This is a genomic window from Hungatella hominis (genome assembly GCF_014288005.1).
GTDB lineage: Bacteria > Bacillota > Clostridia > Lachnospirales > Lachnospiraceae > Hungatella > Hungatella effluvii.
Genome location: NZ_JACOPB010000003.1, coordinates 93,359 through 117,487, shown reverse-complemented (window position 1 = coordinate 117,487; position 24,129 = coordinate 93,359). Strand labels below are relative to the sequence as shown.

Sequence of the window (24,129 nt, the reverse complement as noted above, 5' to 3'; positions counted from 1 at the left end):
GGCTGGCAGGCGGTCTTCTCTCTGGGATTGTTGCACATTAAAGTCACATGGTGTATAATGTGTAATGATTTATACAGGAGAGGAGACAAAGGATGAAGAAGGCTAGAAAACTTTTGAGGATCATATTCGGGCGAACTGCGTTTGTGGTGATGTCACTGCTGCTGCAGATATCGATACTGCTTGCAGGTTTCCGCTTCCTGAGTCATTACATGGTCTATATTTACGGAGGATTTACGCTGCTCAGCGCATTTGTAATCCTCTATGTCGTAAATAAGGATGAGAATCCAAGCTTTAAGCTGGCGTGGATCATTCCGATTACGGTGATTCCCGTGTTCGGCACGCTGCTCTATCTCTTTCTGGAGCTGCAGTGGGAAGGGAAGATCATAAACAGGAGGCTGCGGGAGAATATCTCAGATACGCAGCCGTATCTGAAACAGAATCCCCGTTATATGGAGCAGCTGGCAAAAACAAGCAGGAGCAACGCCAATCTGGCCGCTTATATCGAGAACTCGGGCAGCTATCCGGTCTACGGCAGCACCAATGTGAAGTATTATCCGGTAGGCGAAGAGATGTTCGAGGACATGAAGAAGGAGCTGGAGAAGGCGAAACGCTTCATTTTCATGGAATATTTTATCGTGGAACGCGGTGAGATGTGGGACAGCATCTTGGAGATTCTGGAGCGTAAGGTGACAGAAGGTGTGGAAGTCCGGTTTATGTATGACGGCATGTGCTGCCTCGTCCTCCTTCCGTACAGCTACCCCAAAGAATTGAGGTCCAAGGGCTTAAAGGCCAAGATGTTTGCGCCGATCAGACCGGCCCTGTCCACCTATCAGAATAACCGGGACCACAGAAAGATCCTGGTGATAGACGGGCACACGGCATTTACGGGCGGCATTAACCTGGCGGATGAGTATATCAACAGGAAGGTGCGTTTCGGCCACTGGAAGGATACCGGCATCATGGTGAAGGGCGACGCGGTCACCAGCTTTACGATGATGTTTCTCCAGATGTGGAATATTACGGAGAAGGAGCCGGAGGATTACGGCCGGTATCTGAGGGATCCGGAATTTTTCTATCCGCCGGAGCTGTCCATGGAGGGCTTCGTGATCCCGTACGGCGACAGTCCCCTGGATCAGGAGACCGTGGGAGAGCTGGTGTACCTCGATATCATCAATACGGCCAGAAACTACGTGCATATTATGACGCCGTATCTGATTCTCAACTACGAACTGGTACAGGCCCTGCAGTTTGCGGCCAAGCGCGGCGTCGAGACGATCATCATTATGCCCCATATTCCGGACAAGGAGTACGCGTTCCTGCTGGCCAAGGCGCATTATGAGGAGCTGATCCGTGCGGGTGTGCAGATTTACGAGTACACGCCGGGCTTTGTCCATGCCAAGGTCTTTACCAGCGATGACGAGAAGGCGGTGGTCGGCACGATCAATATGGATTACAGAAGCCTGTATCTGCATTTTGAGTGTGCGGCCTATATTTACCGCAACGAGGTGATTAAGGATGTGGAGAGGGACTTTAAGGAGACGCTGGCCAAGAGCCAGGTAATCACTCTGGAGGAGTGCCGGCACTATCCGTGGTATAAGAAGTTTGCGGGGCGCGTGCTGCGGCTGTTTGCACCACTTATGTAGAACTGCGTGCGGCCGCTTCTAAAGGAAGCTGGCCGCCGCGTACAGAATGAGAAAAAATGCTATATTGACTGCGGTGAACACTGCCAGATAATGGGAAACCTTATCTGGCAGTTCTTTTATGTAGAATTTCAGAGAAATCAGGCTGGCCAGCGAGGCAATGGGCGTTCCCAGACCTCCCAGGTTTGTCCCGAGCAGGAGCGGTTTCCAGTCGTTAGTAAAACCGGAGAGGAGCACCGCCGCCGGAACATTGCTGATAAACTGGCTCGTCAGAGCGGAGAACAGCACTGGATTCCGGTTCAGAATCTCTGCCATAAAGCGCTTTAACCAGTCGAGCTGCCCCATGTTGCCTGCGAACAGGAAGAAGCAGACGAAGGTGAGGAGCAGAAGGTAATCCGCGGTGAGAAACAGCTTTCTGTCAAAGAGCAGGAGACAGACGACGGTGACGGCCAGCACGATCCGGTAATCCAGAACCCGGAATACGGACAGGAGACAGAGAAGGAACAAAAACAAAAAGAGCGCCGGATGAGCGTTTTTTTCCGGGGCCGCCGCCGGAGCGTCAAACCGGATCTGCATGGGGATCCGGGGAATGCAAAATACTGCCGCGGTGAGGAGCAGGAAGCTCAGAGCGGTTAAGGGCAGCAGGACCGCGAAGAAGCTGCCTGCCGGTATGGAAAAACGTCCGTACAGGAAGAGGTTCTGCGGGTTTCCTACCGGGGTTGCCATGCTCCCCAAGTTTGCCGCCACAGTCTGGAGCACCACGATCCAGGCCATATGCTTCTTTTCGCCGATCATATCCAGAATGAGGATCGTAAAGGGGACGAAGGTTAGGAGAGCCACGTCATTGGTGATCAGCATGGAACAGAAGAAGGGCAGCATAACCAGCATCCAGGAGAGCTGCCGGAAATTATTCTCGCCGGAAAGCAGTTTCCTCGCCATCAGGACGAAGAGGCCGCATTCCTGAAATCCGGCCACCACCACCATCAGACAGAATAAAAGGGCCAGGACCCGGAAGTCCACGTATCCGATGTAGGCGGCAGAGGGCGGGACGAGAAACATGGAAAAGACGGCACAGACCAGGGAAACCGTCAGAATTGTATCTTTTTTTGCGGCGGCCAGAATGCGGCCGCCGATGGCCTTTCGTGTAAGGTTCAAGAGTTAGCCTCCTTATGCAGTGCAGTGCTGTGACTGCGTTATCGGTGCAAGGCTCTAAACAATCGTCAGAGTCAGATCGTGGGCCTCCATGGTGACGAGGCAGCGGTACAGCTTGTGCTTCCAGGCCGTTTTCAGGCGCTCGTCAGTGACTGGAATCTCTTCCACGGTGATGGAGGAAGCGCCTTCCACTGCACAGGCGGCCAGATCACCGATTCGGATGGTATTCTGATCAATGGCAGGCTTCTCGCAGAACATGAGCGACAGGACGGCCGTACCGCCGTCACCCTCGTAATGATCCCTGATGGTGATGGACTTTTCCTTTTCCAGAACTGCGTTCCTTGTGTAGGAACGGATCCGTGTGTCGGGATAGGCCTGCCGGATATCCATGGAGATCCGGCAGGCTGTCTCTCCCAGTTCATACCGGACGTCCGCGGCGCGGTACTGTTCGCCGGCCTGCTGTACCGTCTCCCTGCCGTGGTCCACGAAGGTGGGGAGATTGTGATACCGGGACTGCATGGTCCAGATATCGTAACGGTCGGGAGAGAAGGTCTTCTTCGTGTACGTTTCCACACCGGCGTCGATGAAGAGCGGCTTTCCGTCCTTGTAAATGGTGAAGCTGCCGACGTCGTTGTGGTTATGGCTGTCGCCGTTGTCTCCGCCCTTCACGGCGAGATAGAGGCGGCTGTCGCGGGCCATAAAGAGGCCGACGCTTTCATAATAGAGGTCCCGGTGGACGATCACGGGATTCCTGTCATACTGCATCATCTCCTCATGGGAAAATACGGTCTGAAGCCGGTAAAACAGATTGTGCTCGTCCAGGGTGAGCGGGTCTTCGCTGTTCTGGTAATCGGAGGCTGCGAACTCCATAAGAGCCTGGTTTCCGGTGCGCTTTCCAAACCGGTATTCCCTGGCATTGCAGCGGCCGGCCACGGGGGAGCAGTCTGCGAAATTGACGTAATAGACCGTATCCACGTGCACATTTAAGATGTAGGAGGCGATATTTCTGATCTTTTCCTGCTCCCAGGCGAAGGAGAAGGCATGATCCGTGATTCCGTTCAGGATTTCAAGGCAGCCGAAGAGGCAGAGCCCTGCGTGGCGGTAATACTGGGCACCCTCGTCGCAGCAGCCGTCTTCGCCGTACTCAGCCAGGAAATAGTCGATGCTTCCGGCCGCTTTGGTAAGAATCGCGGTCTGTGTTTCTTTCGGAAGAGGCCGGGTAAAGGCGGAGAGAAGCACGTTCTGGGTGCACCAGACCGTCCAGTTGTTCATATGGCTCTTTCCATCCCCCATCCACCAGAAATGTTCGCTCAGATAGGGTGTGAAGATCCGTGTCTCCAGTTCGTGGTCGATCATGACGGAGAGGAAGGGGCTTACCTCTTTTAATTCGCTGCGCAGCAGGTATTCCGCCACGGCAAGGACGGAAGCGGTCTCGGCGGCGAATAAGTCGATGACGGGCCTTGTGACGTCAGGTAGGGGAAACTGGGGCGTATCACGGATATAGGAGTTATGAGCCGGAAGCTGCCATGCATTTTCCTCACAGATCAGGTAAAGTCCGTTGATAATGTCGTCGAGAAAACGGCCGCGGTGTTCTGCACATTCCGCGAGAACCAGGCTGTCTAAAGCGGTCCGTCTGGCGAAGAGCCTGTCCTGGTAACGGCTTCTGTTTCCGCTGCGTGTAAATTCCATGAAATCCACGGCGGTTAAGGCGGGATATTCGTAGTGGAGATAGGCTTCTCCATTTCTTATCAGGCAGGCTTTCAAGTCTTCCGGGAGCTTCTCCCAGCATTCCCTGTCGGCCGCCGGTGGGCAGGGCGCGAAAAGCCTGAGTGAATCAGTGAGAGTTTTTGCTGCTTCTGTAATCATAATGTGTCTCCTTGTTCTCCATCGGGACCGATGGTGTTTTGCTGTATATATTCGCGGGGAGAGATTCCCTCCACTTTTTTAAATACCTTGCTGAAATAAAAGGCGCTTTCAAAGCCCAGCCTGTCCGCCACCTCGTAGATCTTCATGTCCTGCTCTAAGAGCATGCTTTTGGCCTTTGCGATCTTGGCCTGGGAGATATACTCGGAGAAGCCGACCTGACAGTTTTTCTTAAATAAAATGCTCAGATAGTTGGGGCTGAGACCGAAGACGCCGGCTACCTCATTTAAGGAGAGGCGCTCGCTCACGTGGCTGCCTATGTACTTCTGCACGTTGGTGATGACGTGAGCCTTGTACGTCTTTCTCTTGGATTTTAGCACCTCGCATAAGCCGTCCCGCAGGATGCTCATCCATTCGATGATCTGATCCACACTGGTAAAACGGTAGATGGAACGGTAGCCGTCGCTGTAGGAGGAGAAGATCTCCATCATGTTTTCCTCTCCGTCAGGGAGAAGGGAGAGCGCTAAGTAGAGGATATTGCAGGCCCCGTCCACCGCCTGGAGGAAGCGGAGGGGATGCGCCCTGAACAGCTCGATGATCTCGGAAAGCGTCCGGTAGAGGACGTCGGTGTCGAATTCGTCGAAAGCCTTGGTGATGTCATTTTTAAATACGGCGATGTTGAACGCGTTCTTGACGGACTGGGTGTCATCCTGGGAAAACTGGATGATCGGTGCTGTGCTTTTGGTCCGGCCGAAGGCCTGTCGGGCGTCCTGGTAGGATTCACAGATCTTTAAGGGCTGTTCCACCGGACTGCCGATCCCGGCCAGCACGGTGACGTTAAAGTAGTTGTGAACCATTTCCACCGCATTTTTGACTGCGCTCTGAAGCTGGGCGCCGCTTAAGTCCTCCGGCTTCTGAACGTGGAAAATCACGGCAAAATGCTTCATATCGAGAGAGATGGCGTAGCAGGGAACGTGCTTGTTCAAAATATCCCGGGCCATGGAATAGGTGCTGCTGCAGAGATTCATCAGCTTGGCATGGTCCATGGAACCATGGGACTCCTCGCGTATCTCAAACAGGGCGGCGCAGTAGCAGGCGTCCGTGAAGGTCAGCTTCAAATCCTTTGCCTGGAGATGGAACTGTTCTTCAGTGTCGAAGAGATTGTGCAGCAGGCGCAGGATGAATTTATCATAGTAGCTCTGGAGCAGGGGACGGCCAGGGTCTTTGGCCTTTACGACGGCCTGAAGGTTTTCCAGACGGTTTTTCGCCTTCTTCACGGCGTCTGCCAGAGAGTCTGCGCTCAGTTCCAGCTTGATTAAGTAATCGACGGCCTCATACGTCATGGCCTCCTTGATCAGCTGAAATTCCTCGTAGCTGGTCAGAAAGATGAAGAGAGGAATTCTTCCGTATTTTTCGCGGCAGGTCTTTGCAAGCTCCAGTCCGTTCATGATGGGCATGCGGATGTCGGTGATGACGATCTCCGGAGAGTATTCCTCAATTAAATCCAGCGCATTGGCGCCGTTCATGGCGGTGCCGCAGACCTCGATTCCGTATTCCTCCCAGTTTATCATAGACTTGATTCCGATCTGAACCAGCGGCTCATCATCTACAATCAGTAATTTTATCATAGCAGATCCTCATCTTTCTTCCTTTCAGATTGGTTAATATAAGGGCGTACGATCGTCATGGTCGTATACACGCCCGGTTCGCTGACAATGGTGATTCCGTATTCCGGTCCGAAATCGTACTGGATTCTCCGGTTTACGTTGCTGATTCCCACGTGGCGGAAGAAATCGGTCTTGTTTTTGCCGGGGTTGTCTTCCTCGTGAAGCACGGAATCGATGGTCTCCCGGGTCATGCCGATTCCGTTGTCGGTTACGCTGATCTTCAGCACTTTCTTTCCGTTCACGGTGCCGGATTCTGCGGATACCGTGATGGCACCTGCGGTTCCCTTCGGCTCGATCCCGTGGAACAGCGCATTTTCGATGATTGGCTGCAGGGTGAAACGGTGGATCTCGCAGCCGTAAAGTTCCTCCGATTCGATGTGGTAGTCCATGGTGATGCTTCCGCCATACCGGTACTGCTGAATAAGGAAATAATCCTTGACGAGGTCCAGCTCTTCCCGCAGGGTGACCATGGATGAGGTCCCCTTGGAGACGCTTTTTAACAGCCTGGCGAGAGCTGTTGTCATGTCAGCGATGCCGGTGGCGTTCTGGATCGTGGCCATCCATTTGATGGAATTCAGCGTATTGTAGAGGAAATGCGGATTGATCTGGCTTTGCAGAATCTGGTATTCCAGATCTTTTTTCTGCTTTTCGTCCGCCACCCGCTTGTCCATCAGGGTTACAATATTTTCCGACATATTGTTGATGCCGCGGCCGATGGAACCCAGTTCGTGGTTCCATTCGATTTCACTGTCCCTGGAGAAATCTCCGTCTGCGATGGCGTCAATCTTTAAACTGAGCCGTTTGATGGGCTGACTGATGATCTTGTTCAAGAGAATGGTCAGCAGACAGCCGAGGGAGATGATGGCTGCACTGATTCCGACAATCAGCAGCAGGTAGACCATGCGCTGCTGGTTAAACTGCTGCCGGGATAAAACCTGGGAGAGATACCAGCCGTCGGCTCCCTCCACCTCGACAGGACGCCGGACCAGCATTCGTTTTTCCCCATTGGGGGAGACCACGGAAAATACCTGCGTGCCGGGATCCAGTGTGGCAGTGCCGGTCACAGGCTTAAAATCGGTATAGGGCATGGAGGGATCGGACCAGGTGCTGCTGGAAGAACCGTAGGTCTTGTCCCCGATGGTTAAAAACAGCTGGCTGTCGCTGGCCTGAGGATAGGATGCCAGGTAGTCCGTGAACAGGCGGGAGGAGACCTCCACATAGGTCCAGCCGATGATCTCCAGGCTGTATTCGTCATACACGGGGCGCACGATGGGGATGATCTTCTCGTGATTGGCATTGGAGATCGGATCGTCCACCACCCCGATCCATCGAAAGTCGGGGCTTTCAAACAGAGGAGCGAAGAAACTGCTTTTGCTGACCCGCGCGGCGTCGAAGGAGCTGGAGTAATTGGCGCTGGTCATGGACTGCAGGAAATTCCCGGTATTGGGAGTGGAGATGATGACACGGGCCATATACTTCTTGCCGCCAGCGGTCCCGGAGGTTATGTATTCCTCATTCAGCCGCTTGTAAGCGGTCAGAGCCAGCGGGCGCAGGGCCTCGGTGTCCTTGGAAGCCGTTGGGAGCTTCGGCTGGTCCTTCAGCCGTTCCAGATAGTGGCCGACCTCACTGTTGGAGCAGCACCATTTGGTGAAGGTGACGATCTCCTTCATATCCTCTGCCATGTTGCTGCTGACGACGGAAAGGTTGAATTCCGTGGACTGAATCTGGTTTTTCATAAGAAAAGACTGGAATACGGAGTAGCAGACTGCCATGGTGATGACTGCGATCAGAACCGTGATCGCCGCCGTTACGGCCATGATTTTTCCGCGGATGGAACTGGGAAGAAATTTCTTTATCATAAGGATGAATTCCTCTCTCTACAGATTTCTATATACAAAATTAGACTATTTATTGTAAATTGTCAATGAAAAATGGAATGGTACTTTACGAAAAACAATGCAATATGTATACAATAGAGAAATTGTATTATTAATCGTAAAAAATTACATTGCCAAGGGGTTTATGAAATAATTGTGAATAAATAATGAATATTTTATGAGATAAAATCCATTCTTTTCAGCCGGCGGTCCGGTTATAATTTAGGCATAGTAAATCACAGACAGATGAGATTTACCAAATTCAAATCAGGAGGGAATACAATGAAAAAAAGAGCATTAAGTCTCGCGCTTGCAGGAGTGATGGCAGTTACCACGCTGGCTGGCTGCGGAAGCAGCAGCAAGGAAACAACGGCTGCACCGGAAGGAACAACCACGGAGACGACAACGAAGGCAGAGGCACCGGCGGACACGACGGCAGCGGCCTCTGGAGATAAGACAACTCTTAAGTGGTCTGTCTGGGATATCAGCTCCACGACCTATTATCAGCCGCTCATCGATGAGTTCGAGAAGGCTCACCCGGATGTCACCATTGAAATGGTAGATTTGGGATCCACCGATTACCAGACTGTACTTGCCACAGAGCTTACAGGCAATGGTTCCGACTTCGACGTAGTAACCGTAAAGGACGTTCCAGGCTATATGACTCTGGTGAACAAGGGTGTGCTGGAGCCTCTCGACAGCTACATATCAGATTCCGGTGTGGATCTGGCTCAGTACAAGGGACTTACCGATCAGATTACGGTAGACGGCAAGTTATACGAGCTTCCATTCAGAAATGACTTCTGGGTGCTGTTCTACAACAAGGACGTATTTGACAAGGCAGGAGTTGCCTATCCGACCAACGACATGACATTCGATGAGTATGATAAGCTGGCCAGATCCGTAACCGTCGATACCCCAGGCCAGGAAGTATACGGCGCTCACTACCACACATGGAGATCCGCAGTTCAGCTGTTCGGTATCCTGGATGGAAAGAATACGATTCTGGACGGAAAGTATGAGTTCTTAAAGCCATACTACGACATGGTTCTTGCAGAGCAGGAAGATGGCGTATGCCAGGATTATGCAACCTTAAAGACCAGCGGCCTTCATTACTCCGGCGCATTTGCCCAGGGCAACGTAGCGATGATGAACATGGGAACCTGGTTCATCTCCACACTGATCGAGAAGATCAAAACGGGCGAGTACACAGACTGCACAAACTGGGGAATTGCAAAGTATCCTCATGCTGACGGCGTAGAGGCTGGTTCCACACTGGCAACCATCACCTCCCTTGCAATCCCGACCAACGCACCTCATAAAGATCTGGCCTGGGAGTTCGTAAATTTCGTAAGCGGAGCAGAAGGCGCAGAGGTTCTCGCGGCAACAGGAACAATCCCGGCTGTTATGACAGACGAAGTGGCGAACCTGGTATCTGCAACGGAAGGCTTCCCGAAGGACGACGAAACCAGTGTAGACGCGTTAAATACTGCAAATCTGTATCTGGAAATGCCGGTACATCCGAAGAGCTCTGAGATTGAGACCGCACTAAACGAAGCACATGATGCCATCATGACAGGAAGCATGTCTGTCGATGACGGAATCGCACAGATGGATGAGCAGGTAAGCGCTATCCTGGCTGAATAAAAAGCGCAGACGACAATCAGGCAACATCAAGAGGCGGGCAGAATAAAAGCCCGCCTCATTTAAAGAATCCCCTCTGAATTTGAAACGAAATGTGGAATGGTAAAGGAGTACTCTCGGAAACGTGCAAGGGAGTTTCTGAGAGTGCTCAATGGTAAAAAGGAGGAAAAGCCGGTGGCTAAGACAATAACAGAAGCACAGAAAAACGAAAAAATTGCTGCGCTGCTCACAAGGCGTGAGGCTCTGGAGCGCGAGCTTAAAAATACAGAACAGTCACATAAGAGAAACAAACTGATCTCCCAGATCGAGACCACAGAAGAGAAGATTAAGAAGGTGCGCACGGGAGAGCGGTTTACCAGACAGGAAAAGAGGGACATGGTGGCATATTCTTTTATTGCTCCCAACTTCATCGGATTCGCGGTATTTACCCTGGGACCGATCATCTTTGCTTTTGTGCTGGCATTTATGAAATGGGATGGCAACAGCCCCATGGAGTTCGCAGGACTCAAGAATTTTATACAGATGGTCGGAAACGCCAGATTCCGGGCATCCTTTGTCAATACAATCGTCTACTGTCTTGCGACGGTGCCCTTTACCCTGGCCTGTGCGCTGGGGCTGGCGGTCCTGTTAAATCAGAAGGTCAAGGGACGGAATTTTTTCCGTACCGTCAGCTTCTTTCCCTACGTAGCATCGCTGGTGGCCGTGGCCGCCGTATGGAACATGCTTTTCAGTCCCCAGAAGAGCGGTCCCATCAACATGATTTTATATCAGTTGGGCGTATCTGCGAAGAGCCTGCCGAAATGGGCGGCCGCCCCCCACTGGGTTATGTTCACCATCGTACTGTTTTCCGTATGGAAGAACATGGGCTATTACATGGTCATCTATTTAGCAGGTTTACAGGGAATCAACGCCGAGCTCTATGAGGCGGCCAGCTTAGACGGGGCTAATTCCCTTCAGCGTTTCCGCTACATCACATGGCCGCAGCTGCAGCCGACGACGTTCTTTGTCACGATTATTTTAACGATTAACTGTTTCAAGGTTTACGATATCGTATACATGCTGGCCGGCGGTTCCAACGGCGTTGTCAGCTCCTCAGCCATGGTTCTCGTCTACCATATTTACGAGGAAGCGTTCCGTAACTGGAATCTGGGATATGCCAGCGCGGTCGCCATGGTATTGTTCCTGATGGTCCTTGTCATCACGCTGATCCAGTTCCGTGGTGAGAAGAAGTATGCGAATTAAGGAGGGCAGGAATAAATATGAAAGTACAAAGCACAAATTATAAGATCAGCCGGGTTATTCTCTATGCAGTCCTGATCGTCTTTGCATTCCTTATGCTGGTACCGTTTGCATGGATGGTGTCAGCTTCATTGAAATTGGATAAGGATGTATTTATCTTCCCGATTCAGTGGATACCGGAGAATCCGAGATGGAAAAACTACATAGATATCTGGACGAAGATTCCTCTTATGAAATTCGTCGTAAATACGGTCAAGATCACTTTAATCGTTACATGTTTACAGCTGCTTACCAGCAGCTTCGCAGCGTATGCATTTGCAAAACTGAATTTCAAGCATAAGAACGGACTGTTCCTGGCTTATATCGCAACCATCGCCGTTCCGTGGCAGGTATACATGGTTCCGCAGTTCATGATGATGAGAAGCTTCGGACTCAACGATACGCATCTGGCGATTATCTGCCTCCAGGCATTCTCTGCCTTCGGCGTGTTCATGATGAGACAGTTCTACCAGGGAATTCCGGATGAGCTCTGTGAGGCAGCCAGGATCGACGGTATGAACGAGTATCAGATCTGGGCGAAGATCATGCTTCCGCTCTCCAAGCCCGCGCTCTCCACACTGACGATCTTCACCTTCGTCAACACCTGGAATGACTTCTTAGGACCGCTCATCTACTTAAAAACGGAAGCCAAGAAGACCCTTCAGCTGGGATTAAAAATGTTCTTAAGCCAGTACAGCTCTGAATACGGCCTGATCATGGCGGCCTCCGTACTGTCTTTAATTCCGGTTCTGATCGTGTTCCTGACACTGCAGCAGTATTTTGTGGAAGGCATCGCGGCGACTGGCGTAAAGGGCTGATCGGGAAAGGCTGGTTTCAATGGAAGAGATTAAAAATTTCGTGGACAATATTCACAACGAGGCATACAAAAACGCTTATTCCGCTCCCTTAATCAGGGCGGAAAGCCTGATTATGCAGGGAGGGAGAGAGGAAGAGAGTCTGGATGGACTCTGGAATTTCTCCGTGGACCTATACGATAACTGTCTCCGGGCCAAATGGTTTCTGGAGGAGGGGACGAATGAGGAAGGGCGCGCGGTACCCCTTGATTATGCCTTCGACGACTGGGAAACCGTGCCGGTTCCCGGTGTCTTTAATCTCGCAAAACCGGAGTATTTCTACTATGAGGGACCGGCGGTTTACAGCCGCCGGTTTTCATATGGAAGCCGTGGAAATGAGCGGGTGTTCATCCGGTTCGGAGCGGTGGCCGGTGAGGCGAGGGTGTTTCTAAACGGCTGTTTTCTCGGCGTTCACAGAGGCGGCTCCACGCCTTTCTGCGTGGAGGCGACAGAGAGTCTGAAGGAGGGAGCGGATAACCGGCTGATCGTCGTGGCGGATGGGACCAGGCATCAGGCGGATGTGCCTTCGCTCAACACGGACTGGTTTCCGTATGGAGGAATCTACAGGAGTGTAACACTCGTTCGTCTTCCGGAGGTCTTTATTCAGGATATGAAGGTGAGACTGAGCGGAAGAAGAGAGCGGGAAATTACAGTGGAAGCGGTGGCAGCCGGCAGTATTTCGCCTGATTACAATGCATTTTTTGAAATACCGGAGATCGGAGTCTGTGAAATCATGGATTTCGGCCCCGACGGAACGGGCCGGCTGAAGCTGAAGGTTCCGGAGCTGGAGCTGTGGAGCCCTGAAAATCCCAGGCTCTATAACGCCCGGCTGACTTTATATGACGGGGAGAACCGGGCTTCCGACCGGATCTCGGACCGCGTCGGTTTCCGTACCATTGAGACGGCGGGCCGTTCCATACGCTTGAACGGCAGGCCTCTGTTCCTGCGTGGTGTCTGCCTCCATGAGGACTCCAGGGACCATGGAAAGGCGGTGACGAAGGAGGAGATACGGGAAGCCTTCCGCCTGGCCAGGGAGATGAACTGCAATTTCGTCCGCCTGGCCCATTATCCCCATACGGAATGGGCGGCGCGGCTGGCCGACGAGGAAGGCCTCCTTCTGTGGGAGGAGATCCCCGTGTACTGGTGGATCGACTTTGGGAATCCGGATACCTTTGAACAGGCGAAAAGCCAGCTAAGTGAGATGATGAAACGGGATGCGAACAGGGCCAGCGTCATCATCTGGTCCGTTGGTAATGAGAATCCGGATACGGATGAGCGATACCGCTTCATGGCGGACTTAGCGGAGTATGCCAGGCGTTCCGATCCGTCCAGGCTGATCTCCGCGGCCTGTCTGGTGGATACCGTGAATCTGCGGATTGCGGACCGGCTGGAGACGCATCTGGATGTGATCGGACTCAATGAATATTACGGCTGGTATGATCCGGACTACACCAAACTGAGCACCATATTGGAACAGTCGGCGCCGGAAAAGCCGGTCATCATCAGCGAATTCGGCGCGGATGGGGCATTTGAGGCAGAGGAAGCTGAAGCCGGAACCGGAACGAAAGAGAAGAACGACAACAGCGCCAGACGTGTCAGAGGAACAGTAAAGGAACAGGAGGAGATCTACGAAAACCAGATCGCCGTGTTCCGGAGGATTCCGTATATTCAGGGGACAACGCCCTGGATCCTGTTTGATTTCCGCACGCCGAAGCGGCTGGGAAAGTACCAGAAGGGATATAACATCAAGGGACTGATCACAGAGGACAGGAGCCGGAAGAAACCGGCGTTTTATCTGATGCAGAACTACTACGAGGAGGTTTTAGAACATGAATGCGGATACGATCAGACATCTGAATGAAAAGAATGAGCTGTCCGGGGAGGCGTGCCGTCAGGCTATGGATTTTGCCGCCGGGCAGGTGAAGGAGAATTTAAAGGAATTTACGCATTCCTTCAAGAAGGCGTACAGCGAGGAGGGCTTCTACCGGCCGACACCCAATGTCAACTGGACGACGGGCTTCTGGACCGGGCAGATATGGCTGGCCTATGAATGGAGCCGGGACGAGACGTTTAAGGAAGCAGGAGCGATTCAGATCGACAGCTTTTATAAGAGAATCGAGACGAAGGCGGATGTGGACCATCACGACATGGGCTTTCTCTACAGCCCTTCCTGCGTCGCCGGGTACAAGCTGACCGGAAGCGGGCAGGGAAAAAGGGCGGCTGTCATGGCGGCGGACCAGCTGATTACCAGATACCATCCGACCGGGGAATTTATCCAGGCGTGGGGGCCGATGGATCAGCCGGAGAACTACCGGTTCATCATCGATTGTCTGCTGAATCTGCCCCTGCTCTATTGGGCGTCGGAGGAGACTGGGGACGCTAAATACCGGGATATTGCGGAGAAGCATATCCATACGGCGATCGCCAATGTCATTCGGGAGGATTACTCCACGTGGCACACCTTTTTCATGAATATGGAGACGGGAGAACCGGATCACGGGGCGACCTGCCAGGGATACCGGGATGGCTCCGCATGGGCCAGAGGCCAGGCGTGGGGCGTCTACGGCACGGCGATGGCTTACCGGTATACGAAGCGGGAAGCGTATATCAGCGATTTTAAGCATGTGACAGGATATTTCCTGGACCATCTGCCGGAAGATCTCGTACCGTACTGGGATCTGGAATTTGGAGACGGTTCCGGGGAGCCGCGGGATTCCTCCTCTGCCTCCATCGCCGCCTGTGGAATGCTGGAAATGGCGAAATATTTAAACGATGAGGATGCAAAATATTACACCTCCATAGCAAAGAAAATCATGAAGTCCGTGGTGGAAAATTACGCGGTAAAGAGCGGGGCGGAATCGAACGGCCTGGTTCTTCACAGCACCTACTCCAAGAAATCTCCGTATAACACGTGTACGCCGGAGGGCGTTGACGAGTGCAACATCTGGGGCGATTACTTCTATATGGAAGCGCTGACGAGACTCTCGAAAGACTGGAACCCATACTGGTAGAGGAGGCAAAAAAAATGAGATTAGAGACGAAACAGGATTTCAGGGATTGGATGTTCTCCGTCCTGAATCCTTTAAAACCATTATACAGCGAGGGCGGCGCCCGTCTGCATCTGGGAGACAGCGGAGTGACCTATCCGGAGGTCAGCATCGAGATGGAGGCATTTTCCCGGCCGCTGTGGGCCCTGGTTCCCTTCTGGAAGGGCGGCGGAGTAAACGGCGCCTTTGAGGAAATCTATCAGAAGGGGCTTAGGAACGGAACAGACCCGGCGCATCCCGAATACTGGGGCGGCTTTACGGATTATGACCAGAGGTTTGTGGAGATGGCGGCCATTGCAAGCGGGATGATCTTTACGCCGGAGAAGGTCTGGGAGCCCCTCGGGGCGGAAGGGCAGAAGCATCTGGCGGATTGGCTTTACGCGATTAACGAGCACATCATACCGGACTGTAACTGGCAGTTTTTTATGATTCTGGTCAATGTGGCTCTTATGAAAAACGGCTGCCGCTACGATGCAGATAATCTGAAGTCCGGCCTGGATAAGATCGAAAGCTACTATCTGGAAGACGGCTGGTACCGGGACGGCGCGTCGGGGCAGAAGGATTACTATATCTCATTTGCCATGCATTACTACGGGCTTTTGTATTCCGTGGCCATGGCGGATGACGATCCGGAACGGTGCGCCCGCTTCCGTGAACGGGCCAGAATCTTCGCCGGGGATTTCATCTGCTGGTTCGATGCGGATGGGGCGGCGCTTCCCTATGGAAGGAGTTTATCCTACCGGTTTGGCGAGGCGGCGTTCTGGGCGGCCTATGTATTTGCCGGCCTCGATGACATTCCCGTGGCCGTGGTAAAGGGAATTCTCGCCCGCCATTTGAACTGGTGGTGCGAGCAGAAGATATTTGATCGGGACGGCGTGCTGACCATCGGTTACGCGTATCCGAATTTAATCATGGCAGAGCGCTACAATGCGCCGGGGTCGCCGTACTGGGGAATGAAGACGCTTCTGTGTCTGGCGCTTCCGGATGACCACCCGTTCTGGAGCGCGGAGGCCGCACCGCTTCCGACTCTGGCAGAGGTGAAAATGATGCTCCAGGCCAATATGATTGTACACCGGCGCGGAAGAGATGTGATTGCCTACCCGGCCGGCGTCTGCGAGAAATACGGCCACGGCCATGTGCCGGAGAAATACTCCAAGTTCGCGTATTCCACGAAATTCGGTTTTTCCGTGGCGCGCAGCCAGATTGTGCTCCATGAGAATGCACCGGATTCTGCTCTGGCTTTCGTGATTGACGGTGATGATTACGTGTTTGTCAGGAAGGTAAGCGAATCGTACCATATCTTTGCGGACCGGGTAGTCAGCGACTGGCAACCGTTCCCGGGAATCCGGGTGACTTCGGTCGTGGTGCCGACGGAGTATGGCCATATGCGGATCCATGAGGTGGAGAGCGACTATGACTGCACAGCCTATGACTGTGGTTTTGCCGTGGAGAAATTTACAGAAGGGTACGGAGAGTCGGCAGAAGGAAAGACGGCCGCCGCTGCCTGGAGGAAACAGGGCTGTACCGTATCCGGCGAAGGCCCGGAGGCGGCCGGCGTCGTGATCGGAGCCGATCCCAATACGAATGTGCTTTACGCCAACGCGTCTATCCCTGCGGTTGCCTATAAGATCCGCAAGGGGGAGAAGGTTCGCATGGAGACGAGGGTAGAAACTTTTGTGAAAGATGAATAATAATGGCCGCAGTATCAGCGATAGGAATCCGCTGATGCTGCGGCCATATTTTTGTGGATAAGTCAGAATTTAATTCAGCACGTCCCAGGTGATATCCCCATCCTTCATGAAATCCGGATGGATGATTCGGGCATAATGTTTTCCGAATCGGTGCTTTTCCATGAGATCGGTCATGCACCGTTCCGTCCAGTCAAAGGTCTTCTTGACGAATTTTTCCTCATCCAGGTTTAGAAATTCCCCATCACGGCGAAGGAGCTTCCCGTCCACCATGGTCTCGCTGGTGGTCGTTCCGGCGCAGTTCCGGGTGAAGAGGAAGTAGAGAAGTTCCGGACTGACCTCCAGAAGGCTGGTGCACAGGGGCAGCAGATGAGGCGCTTTCTTTAAATCAATGGTAATGATATCTGCCTTCTTGCCCGGCTCGATGGAACCGATTTCCTGATCGAGGCCGTATGCGCGGGCGCTTCCCATGGTGGCTGCGTAAAATGGAGCCTGATAGGGGAGAACCCGTTCAGCCCGCGGCATGATGTTGTGCACGATGAGCATCAGCTTCATGGCCGACATGGCGTCCAGGGAGCCGTAATCGCTTCCGAGTCCGACATTGATCCCGTTTTTCAGCATGTAGGGAACGTAGGCGCAGTTTCCGCAGTTGGTGCCGTTGATATCGGGATTATGTATGATGGAAGCGCCGGTACCGGCGATGGCCTCGATCTCCGGTTCCCGGAGCATGGAGCCGTGGAAGAGCACGCTGCGGGAGGTGATCAGTCCCTTTTTCATGTAGTGGGAGAAGGCGCCGCCGTCGTCCCTCCACATCTCGTCAGCCCGTTCCACGGCGTTTTGAAATTCCCAGAAATGGGTGACGAACCGGGTATCATACTGCTCCGCCAGCTCCAGCGCGCCGTCCATCAGGCTTTCCATACAGTCCCACAGGTCATGAATATGTACGGCCACCGACATGCGGCGTTTTGGATTGTGGTAATGTTCAATGCAGGACTTCGTCTTTTCCAGCGCCTGCTTCCAGTTCAGGGGATCTGAATCCAGACGGAAGGAGGAAGCCATCTGAGGAGCCAGAATGCCGCGTATGCCGCTGGTATCCATGGCCTCATAGGCGGTGTCCGGCAGGATGGTGCTGTTCTCCACGGTTGTAGTTCCGTGTTTTAATGCGTTGATGGCCGAAGTCATGGTGATGTCGTACAGGCTTTCCGGCGTCAGCCACCCATAGGGATCGTGTATGGTGGTGAGCATGTGATCCGAGATGTGGCTGTAATCGAAGGGAAACGCTCTGGAAATATTCATGAGCGTGTTGCACAGATGGTTGTGGCCATCCACCAGCCCCGGCATGACAAGCTTATCCGTACAGTCGATGACGGTGGGCAAGCTTTTCTCCGGATGCTGTTCGCAATACTCTTTTTCAGTTCCCAGAAACAGAATCCTGTCATCCTCTACCGCGACGGAAAGGCCGGTGGAGACAGACTCCGGATCGGCTCCGGCGAAGAGAAATTTGCAGCTTTTAAACAGAGTGACTCCCATGGAACGCCTCCTTATGCGAGCGCTACCAGATAGTAGACAAGGGGAACCGCAATGATATAGATGGCAGGATGCAGTTCCTTTGCCTTACCGGCAGCGAGTTTGGTGATGACACAGGTGATGATGCCCAGGGTCAGTCCCGTGGCAATATTGTAGGTATAGGCGGTTCCCATTACGGAGGCGAAGGCCGGCATGTACTCCGTGAAATCAGAGTAGTCCAGCTTCTCCATACAGGTGAGCATGCCTAAGCCGATGGTGATCAGAGCGGCCGAGGATACGCTGTTGGGAACCATCAGGGCGACCGGGGTAAAGAACAGGGCCAGTCCCAGACAGATGGCGCAGCCCACGGCGGTGAGTCCGGTTCTTCCTCCGGCTTCTACCCCGGCGGCGGACTGGGCGTATATGGTGACCGTGTTGGTTCCCATGACGGTGCCGACACAGGTGCCTACGGCGTCAACGATAAAGGGCTTCTTGATATCCGGGAAGTTGCCCTCCTCATCCAGTAAGTTGGCCTTGGAGCCGATGCCGAACAGATTGCCTACAGTGGAGAAAAAGTCTCCCATGAAGAAGGCGAGAATAAACGGCACATAGACGAGTTTTAACGCTCCCGGGATATCCAGCTTAAATGCAACCGGAGCCATGGAAGGCGGCATACTGATCAAATGGCTGGGAACGGTGGTAAGCCCCATGGGGATGCCGATTACGGTACCGATGACCATGGCCAGCAGGAGACCGGATTTCATCTTTCTGGAGGTGAAGGCCAGGATAAGCAGCAGGGTGATTCCAGCCAGAATGATTTCCGGGCTGTGTAAATCTCCCAGCTTTAAAAAGCCGGAATCATTGAGGCGGATCAGCTTGACGTTGGACATGCCGGTGGCCGTAATAAACATACCGACCGCCGCGCCCATAGTGATCTTGAGCCCCTTCGGTATGACCTTTACCACCATTTCACGGATGTTGCATACGCTGATGATGACGAAAATGACACCGGAGATAAAATTCATTCCCAGCGCGACCTGCCAGGTTGTAATGCCGGCGCCGACGATGGAGTAGGCGATCAGCGCGTTGCTGCCCATGGCTGTGGCGAGGACGAAGGGGATGTTGCAGTATAAGCCGCAGATCAGGGTGAATATCATGGCGCTGACGATGGTGACCGTGGCCATGGCCCCTTTGTCCATTCCGCAGCTGGCCATGATGGAGGGATGGACTGCAATTAAGAAAGCGAGTGTCATGAAGGAGGTCGCTCCGGCCACCAGTTCCGTTCGGACCGTGGTTCCACGTTCTTTTAAATGAAAAAAGGAATCTAAAGCTTCGTTGAGTTGACTCATGATTTTATCCTTTCTGATGCTGTAAAAGAGTGATGTAATGTAAAAAAAATCAGAAAATTCGCGAAATTTCTGTTGATTTAGTTTCAGGATAGAACGAATGTACAAAAAAGTCAATAAAATAAAGGGAATAACATTATTTTCTGTACAATATAACAAAAAATAGAAGGGGAAGGAGGCAAAATCTGTAGAAAGAGAAAAGTGGTATTACCACTTCGGAAAAAATGGTATTACCACTTTTCGGAATGCATAAAAAAGAGGCGGAAATAGTGAAACATGTCAGGCAGTCTTTCCTGAATTTGCAGTTTATGGTATACTATACCCCGTACAGCGGCAGGAGAAGATTGGAGGCGCACAGTGGGGCAGGAGAGCAGTTTAAAGCAGCAGGTAAAAAAGAAGTTGATGGGGTACATCCAGTCTATGAATCTGGAAAAGGGAAACAGGCTTCCTTCTGAAGAAAAGTTAAGCACCATGTTCGGGGTGAGCCGGGTCACCATCCGTTCGGCTCTTAAGGAGCTGGAGATGGAAGGGCGTATATTTTCCAGGCATGGGAGCGGAACGTATGTCAATCCCATGGCAAGAAGGATCGCCTTTAACCTGGCCGTTCCCGAGCTGTATGAGAACATCATACGCAAGGGCGGAAGGATGCCCGATGTGCGGGTGGAAGGCGTCATCACGGAGGCGGCCGGGGAAGAAGCCGTCTCATCGCTTGGCGTGTCTTTGGGGGAGACCATGGTCGCCGTAAAGAAGACATTTTTTGCGGGGGACAGGTTTTCCATGTACTGTATCGATCATTTCCCGAAGGAGCAGCTTACCAGGGAGCAGATGCAGAGCTTCTTTAACCCGGAGCTGTCCATATTCGATTATCTTTACCGGTACAAGGGAAGGAAGGCGATGTGGGATACCATGAGAATCCAGACGGTGACCAACCGGCAGTTTCCGGAGATCAACGGGCCGGCCGGTTTAAGCGGGGAGGAGTGTCACCCGTTTCTTCTTCTGAAGGGCATTAATTACGATAAGACGGATACGCCGTTTGTCTATTCTCATACCTACGTTGACACGGAGGTAATCGAGTATAACATGATACGGAAGAAGGCGTATAAATACGAACCATTTTATTGATTTTATGATTTCAGTATTGTATAATATGAAATACTATTTACAAAAAATGGCAGAACCGGAGGGCGGGACATGATGTGGCTGAATAAAAAGAAGAATTTAAAGGCTTCTTATTATCACACGTTTCTCGCCCTCATTGTCATCCCCATTCTGCTTATCATCCTCATTTCCAGCGCCATCATCCGCACGATGATGGTCGATTCCGCGACCCGCAGCATTAAGCGCGCCCAGGACAATATCATTGCCACACTGGGCGGCGAGGTGAAGGATGTCTCCCTGCGGCTGTCCCATTTTGTCTATGTCAATGACAACGAAATCATGAAAATAGCGGCGATGACTGATACGCAGGACTTTGCGAAGCGCTACAGCGCGACGATTAAGCTGTCGGAATCCTTTAACTTTGCCATGGTTCCGGTACAGGATATTCTGTCCGCCATCTTTTATATGAAGGATGGGAGATCTACCTATATGAAGGACGATATCATTCTTCCGGATGAAGAGATTAAGTCATCGGGCTGGTATCAGCAGGCCTTGAACGATAAGAACATGGTTAAGGTCGGCTTCTACGACAGGAACGTAGCGACCTCCAGAAAGGGGCACACGCTGACCATAGTGGCCGGGCTTTCCCCTGGTATCGACGTGGACCGTGATAATGTGGTGGAGATGGCCGCCCTGTTCGTCTCTTCCCATACGGGAAACTTAATTAAGGAGTACAACAAAGAGAAGCTGCTGGGAATTACCATGCTCTTAAATCCCGACGGAACGCCGGTCTTTGATGTGGACGACGGCATGCGTTTCTTTATTCCGGAGATTGTTTCAGGAGGAGAGACGGAACTGCACCATAAACTGGACGGAAAAAATTACGTTTACGTCATTTCAGAGGAGCCGGTATCGGGACTCCTCGCTGTCAGTGTGGTCGATTCCGAACTGCTGACACGGGATTTCAACCGGACTGCCGCGGCGATCGTGGCGGTAACGGTCGTTCTGTTTGGACTGTTCTATATATTTTCCAGTTACTTTTTAAAGAATATCATCGACCCCATCCACAATACGGTGGAAGGAATGAGGCTGGTGGAAGAGGGCAGGCTGGATGTCCATGTGGTGCCTGTAGGACAGGCTGAGCTGCGTGTCATGATTCATTCCTTCAACCGCATGACGAGGCGGCTGAAGCAGTTGATTCAGGAGAATGAGGAGGAACAGCAGAAGAAGCACGAGGCGGAGATAAGGGCGCTGCAGTCGCAGATCAACCCTCATTTCCTGGTAAATTCGTTAAATTCTATCCGCTTTATCGCGCAGGTTTCCAGATATGAGGCGATTGCCAGGATGGCGGAGGCGTTAATTAAGATTCTGTCCTGCTCGTTCCGGAGCAATGTCGGTTTCTATACTTTAAACGAGGAATTGGAGGTGCTGGACGGCTTTATCTACCTCATGAAGATCCGTTACTCCGACGGCTTCGAGATCGAATACGAGATCGGGAAGAATTGCGGTGCGTGCATGGTTCCGAGGCTGATTCTCCAGCCGATTGTGGAGAATTCCATCGTTCACGGCTTTTCCGGACTGGAAGAGGAACTGGGGCTGATTACGGTGAAGGCCCGTCTTGAGGACACATATCTGTATATAACGGTCCGTGACAATGGAAAGGGAATGACGGAGGAGGAGATCCGCCGGCTCCTGTCGAATGAAACTGCGGGAAATGAAGATTATGTGAGCATCGGAGTGACCAATGTCAACACACGCCTCGTTTTAAATTACGGAGAAGAATGTGCACTGAAGATTCGGAGTGAGGTCGGGAAGTATACGGAGACGGTGCTGCGTATGCCGGCGGAGACGAAGGAGGAGCATATATGAGGAAGGTACTAATAGTAGACGACGACACCATCATCCGAATTACCCTTCGTTCTCTTATTAACTGGGAAGAAATGGGCTTTCAGATAGTGGCGGATGCCATCCATGGTGAGGCGGCGCTGGCATATTTAAAGGATCACACCGTGGATTTAATTATCAGCGATATGAAGATGCCGGTTCTCGACGGGATCGGGCTTTTGGAGGCAGTCAGCCGTTTTGAAGTGATGCCGAAGGTTCTGGTGCTCAGCGGATACGACGACTTTAAGCTGGTTCGGGATGCCTTCCGGCTCGGCGCCTGTGATTATCTGCTTAAAGCCGACCTAAACGGGGATTTGCTGAAAAATATGCTGGAAAAGCTGAGCGGGGAATGGGAGAGTGAAGACGAGGCCGGAAGACAGCCCGGTGCGGAAGAAAGCTGGGAAACGATATCCGACTCCGAGCGCCTGAGCGCCATGGCCATGGGAAGATGTGCGCTGGATGAATCATTTTTTGATGGAGACTACCTGGTGGTGCAGTTTGAGATCGATGAATTTCAGAAGCATGCCGGGAGATTTTCCGGCGACTTTGAGGGAGAACTGATCAGGCCTCTGCTGGAGTTCGCGGCTCAGATTCCGCGTGTCGCTTCCCGGTGCGTGCTGGGGACGATCTCGCCCTCCCGCTATGTGATGTTCTACCGGATCTCCGATGGCGCCCAGTACCAGGACAATGTGGTCTCCACATGCAGACAGCTGTGCAGTGTCTGGAATAATTTCTTAAACCTTCCAGTCTCCGCGGGCATCAGTACGAAGGGAAACGGGGCGGGAGATTTCCTCGCCAGGTTCGAGGAAGCAGGCGGATGGCTCTCCCTTCACTGGCTGAAGGGAAAGGCGGCGGTATGCAGCCCGTGGGAGAGGGGAAGCGTGGATTATCTGGCGGCAAAGGACGCCTTCGTACGGTATAAACGTCTGGCGGTGGGGCTGTTGACCGCGGATGAGATGGCGGTTTCGGAGGAGAAGCAGAAGCTTATTGCGGCGTTCTACCGGAGCGGGCTTTCCTCGGCAAAGCAGGAACTTCTCTATCTTATCTGTAATCTGGCCTGGATCCTGAACGAGAGCCATGACGATATCGGCGCGCTGTTTGCGGAAAAGGTGAATTATTACGAGAAGATCGGACGCCTCGGGGAGATGGGGAGTCTGGAGCTGTGGCTCAACAATTATTTCCGGTGGGTGATGGATTACGCGGCCCATCAGAACGACCGGCGTCAGGCGGATATGATGAGCCGGGCGAAGCGTTTTATTATGGACAACTACGCCAACCCGGAGCTGACACTGGGAAGCGTGGCCGGGTATGTGGGCTTAAATGAGAAATACTTCAGTTCCAGATTTACGAAGGAGGAGGGGATGACCTTCAGCAACTACTTAACGGAGGTGCGGATCCGGAAGGCTAGGGAGCTGATGGAGCAGACCGATTTGAAAATTTATGAGATCAGCCAGAGCGTGGGGTACAACAGTGTGGAACATTTTACAAGGGTATTTAAAAAGATCTGCCAGGTCAGCCCGGGCGCTTACCGAAAATAAAGACCTAACGATATATCAAGTTTTCAAACCTTAGTTCATGGAGATGC

Annotated in this window: 16 protein-coding genes; 10 read left to right on the top strand and 6 right to left on the bottom strand. The window is 52.5% G+C overall.

All coding sequences use genetic code 11. From position 1 onward, the window contains the following. The first annotated feature begins 92 nt into the window (after positions 1 to 92). On the top strand, positions 93 to 1,643 hold the full coding sequence (gene cls, locus H8S75_RS08580; protein ID WP_187020774.1) for a cardiolipin synthase: 1,551 nt from the start codon (positions 93 to 95) through the stop codon (positions 1,641 to 1,643). An 18-nt stretch (positions 1,644 to 1,661) separates the two neighbouring features. On the opposite strand, the gene H8S75_RS08575 is transcribed toward cls, so the two are convergent. From H8S75_RS08575 to H8S75_RS08560, 4 genes are read right to left on the bottom strand one after another with little or no spacing between them, the layout of a single operon-like run. Continuing rightward, positions 1,662 to 2,795 carry an SLC13 family permease gene (locus H8S75_RS08575; protein WP_187020772.1) on the bottom strand — a complete coding sequence of 378 codons (1,134 nt, stop codon included), beginning with the start codon at positions 2,793 to 2,795 and terminating at the stop codon, positions 1,662 to 1,664. A gap of 54 nt (positions 2,796 to 2,849) precedes the next feature. Next, positions 2,850 to 4,658 carry a heparinase II/III domain-containing protein gene (locus H8S75_RS08570; protein WP_187020770.1) on the bottom strand — a complete coding sequence of 603 codons (1,809 nt, stop codon included), beginning with the start codon at positions 4,656 to 4,658 and terminating at the stop codon, positions 2,850 to 2,852. Further along, positions 4,655 to 6,283: a response regulator gene (locus tag H8S75_RS08565; protein WP_187020768.1), complete on the bottom strand. Its 1,629-nt coding sequence runs from the start codon at positions 6,281 to 6,283 to the stop codon at positions 4,655 to 4,657. The genes H8S75_RS08570 and H8S75_RS08565 overlap by 4 nt, the downstream gene beginning before the upstream one ends. Beyond that, complete coding sequence (locus H8S75_RS08560) at positions 6,280 to 8,181, bottom strand: sensor histidine kinase (protein ID WP_187020767.1); 1,902 nt, start codon at positions 8,179 to 8,181, stop codon at positions 6,280 to 6,282. Before H8S75_RS08560 ends, H8S75_RS08565 begins: the two co-directional genes overlap by 4 nt. Before the next feature lie 300 nt (positions 8,182 to 8,481). Here H8S75_RS08560 and H8S75_RS08555 point away from each other — a divergent pair, with 300 nt between their 5' ends. The 6 genes from H8S75_RS08555 (at position 8,482) to H8S75_RS08530 (ending at position 16,713) form a co-directional block, all read left to right on the top strand. Beyond that, on the top strand, positions 8,482 to 9,846 hold the full coding sequence (locus tag H8S75_RS08555; protein WP_110324940.1) for an ABC transporter substrate-binding protein: 1,365 nt from the start codon (positions 8,482 to 8,484) through the stop codon (positions 9,844 to 9,846). Positions 9,847 to 10,017: 171 nt separating this feature from the next. Beyond that, the gene (locus H8S75_RS08550; RefSeq protein WP_187020765.1) at positions 10,018 to 11,085 is read left to right on the top strand and encodes a carbohydrate ABC transporter permease; all 1,068 of its coding nucleotides are present in this window, start codon (positions 10,018 to 10,020) and stop codon (positions 11,083 to 11,085) included. Between the two features lie 17 nt (positions 11,086 to 11,102). Further along, positions 11,103 to 11,939 carry a carbohydrate ABC transporter permease gene (locus tag H8S75_RS08545; RefSeq protein WP_002600040.1) on the top strand — a complete coding sequence of 279 codons (837 nt, stop codon included), beginning with the start codon at positions 11,103 to 11,105 and terminating at the stop codon, positions 11,937 to 11,939. 19 nt (positions 11,940 to 11,958) lie between these two features. After that, positions 11,959 to 13,836, top strand: a complete 1,878-nt coding sequence (locus H8S75_RS08540; RefSeq protein WP_187020763.1) for a glycoside hydrolase family 2 protein — start codon at positions 11,959 to 11,961, stop codon at positions 13,834 to 13,836. Further along, positions 13,805 to 14,986, top strand: a complete 1,182-nt coding sequence (locus H8S75_RS08535; RefSeq protein ID WP_187020761.1) for a glycoside hydrolase family 88 protein — start codon at positions 13,805 to 13,807, stop codon at positions 14,984 to 14,986. The genes H8S75_RS08540 and H8S75_RS08535 overlap by 32 nt, the downstream gene beginning before the upstream one ends. 14 nt (positions 14,987 to 15,000) lie before the next feature. Beyond that, entirely contained in the window at positions 15,001 to 16,713 is a 1,713-nt protein-coding gene (locus H8S75_RS08530) for a DUF2264 domain-containing protein (protein ID WP_187020759.1), read from the top strand. Positions 16,714 to 16,782: 69 nt separating this feature from the next. Here H8S75_RS08530 and H8S75_RS08525 read toward each other — a convergent pair whose 3' ends face one another. Together H8S75_RS08525 and H8S75_RS08520 are read right to left on the bottom strand one after the other, a co-directional pair. After that, the gene (locus H8S75_RS08525) at positions 16,783 to 18,240 is read right to left on the bottom strand and encodes an amidohydrolase family protein (RefSeq protein WP_187020757.1); all 1,458 of its coding nucleotides are present in this window, start codon (positions 18,238 to 18,240) and stop codon (positions 16,783 to 16,785) included. An 11-nt stretch (positions 18,241 to 18,251) separates the two neighbouring features. Then, positions 18,252 to 19,565, bottom strand: a complete 1,314-nt coding sequence (locus H8S75_RS08520; RefSeq protein WP_187020755.1) for an NCS2 family permease — start codon at positions 19,563 to 19,565, stop codon at positions 18,252 to 18,254. Between the two features lie 354 nt (positions 19,566 to 19,919). On the opposite strand from H8S75_RS08520, the gene H8S75_RS33325 reads away from it, so the two are divergent. The 3 genes from H8S75_RS33325 (at position 19,920) to H8S75_RS08505 (ending at position 24,082) form a co-directional block, all read left to right on the top strand. Beyond that, complete coding sequence (locus tag H8S75_RS33325) at positions 19,920 to 20,684, top strand: GntR family transcriptional regulator (RefSeq protein ID WP_187020753.1); 765 nt, start codon at positions 19,920 to 19,922, stop codon at positions 20,682 to 20,684. Between the two features lie 69 nt (positions 20,685 to 20,753). Next, the gene (locus tag H8S75_RS08510) at positions 20,754 to 22,529 is read left to right on the top strand and encodes a sensor histidine kinase (protein ID WP_187020751.1); all 1,776 of its coding nucleotides are present in this window, start codon (positions 20,754 to 20,756) and stop codon (positions 22,527 to 22,529) included. After that, complete coding sequence (locus H8S75_RS08505) at positions 22,526 to 24,082, top strand: response regulator transcription factor (protein WP_187020749.1); 1,557 nt, start codon at positions 22,526 to 22,528, stop codon at positions 24,080 to 24,082. Before H8S75_RS08510 ends, H8S75_RS08505 begins: the two co-directional genes overlap by 4 nt. Positions 24,083 to 24,129: the final 47 nt, after the last annotated feature.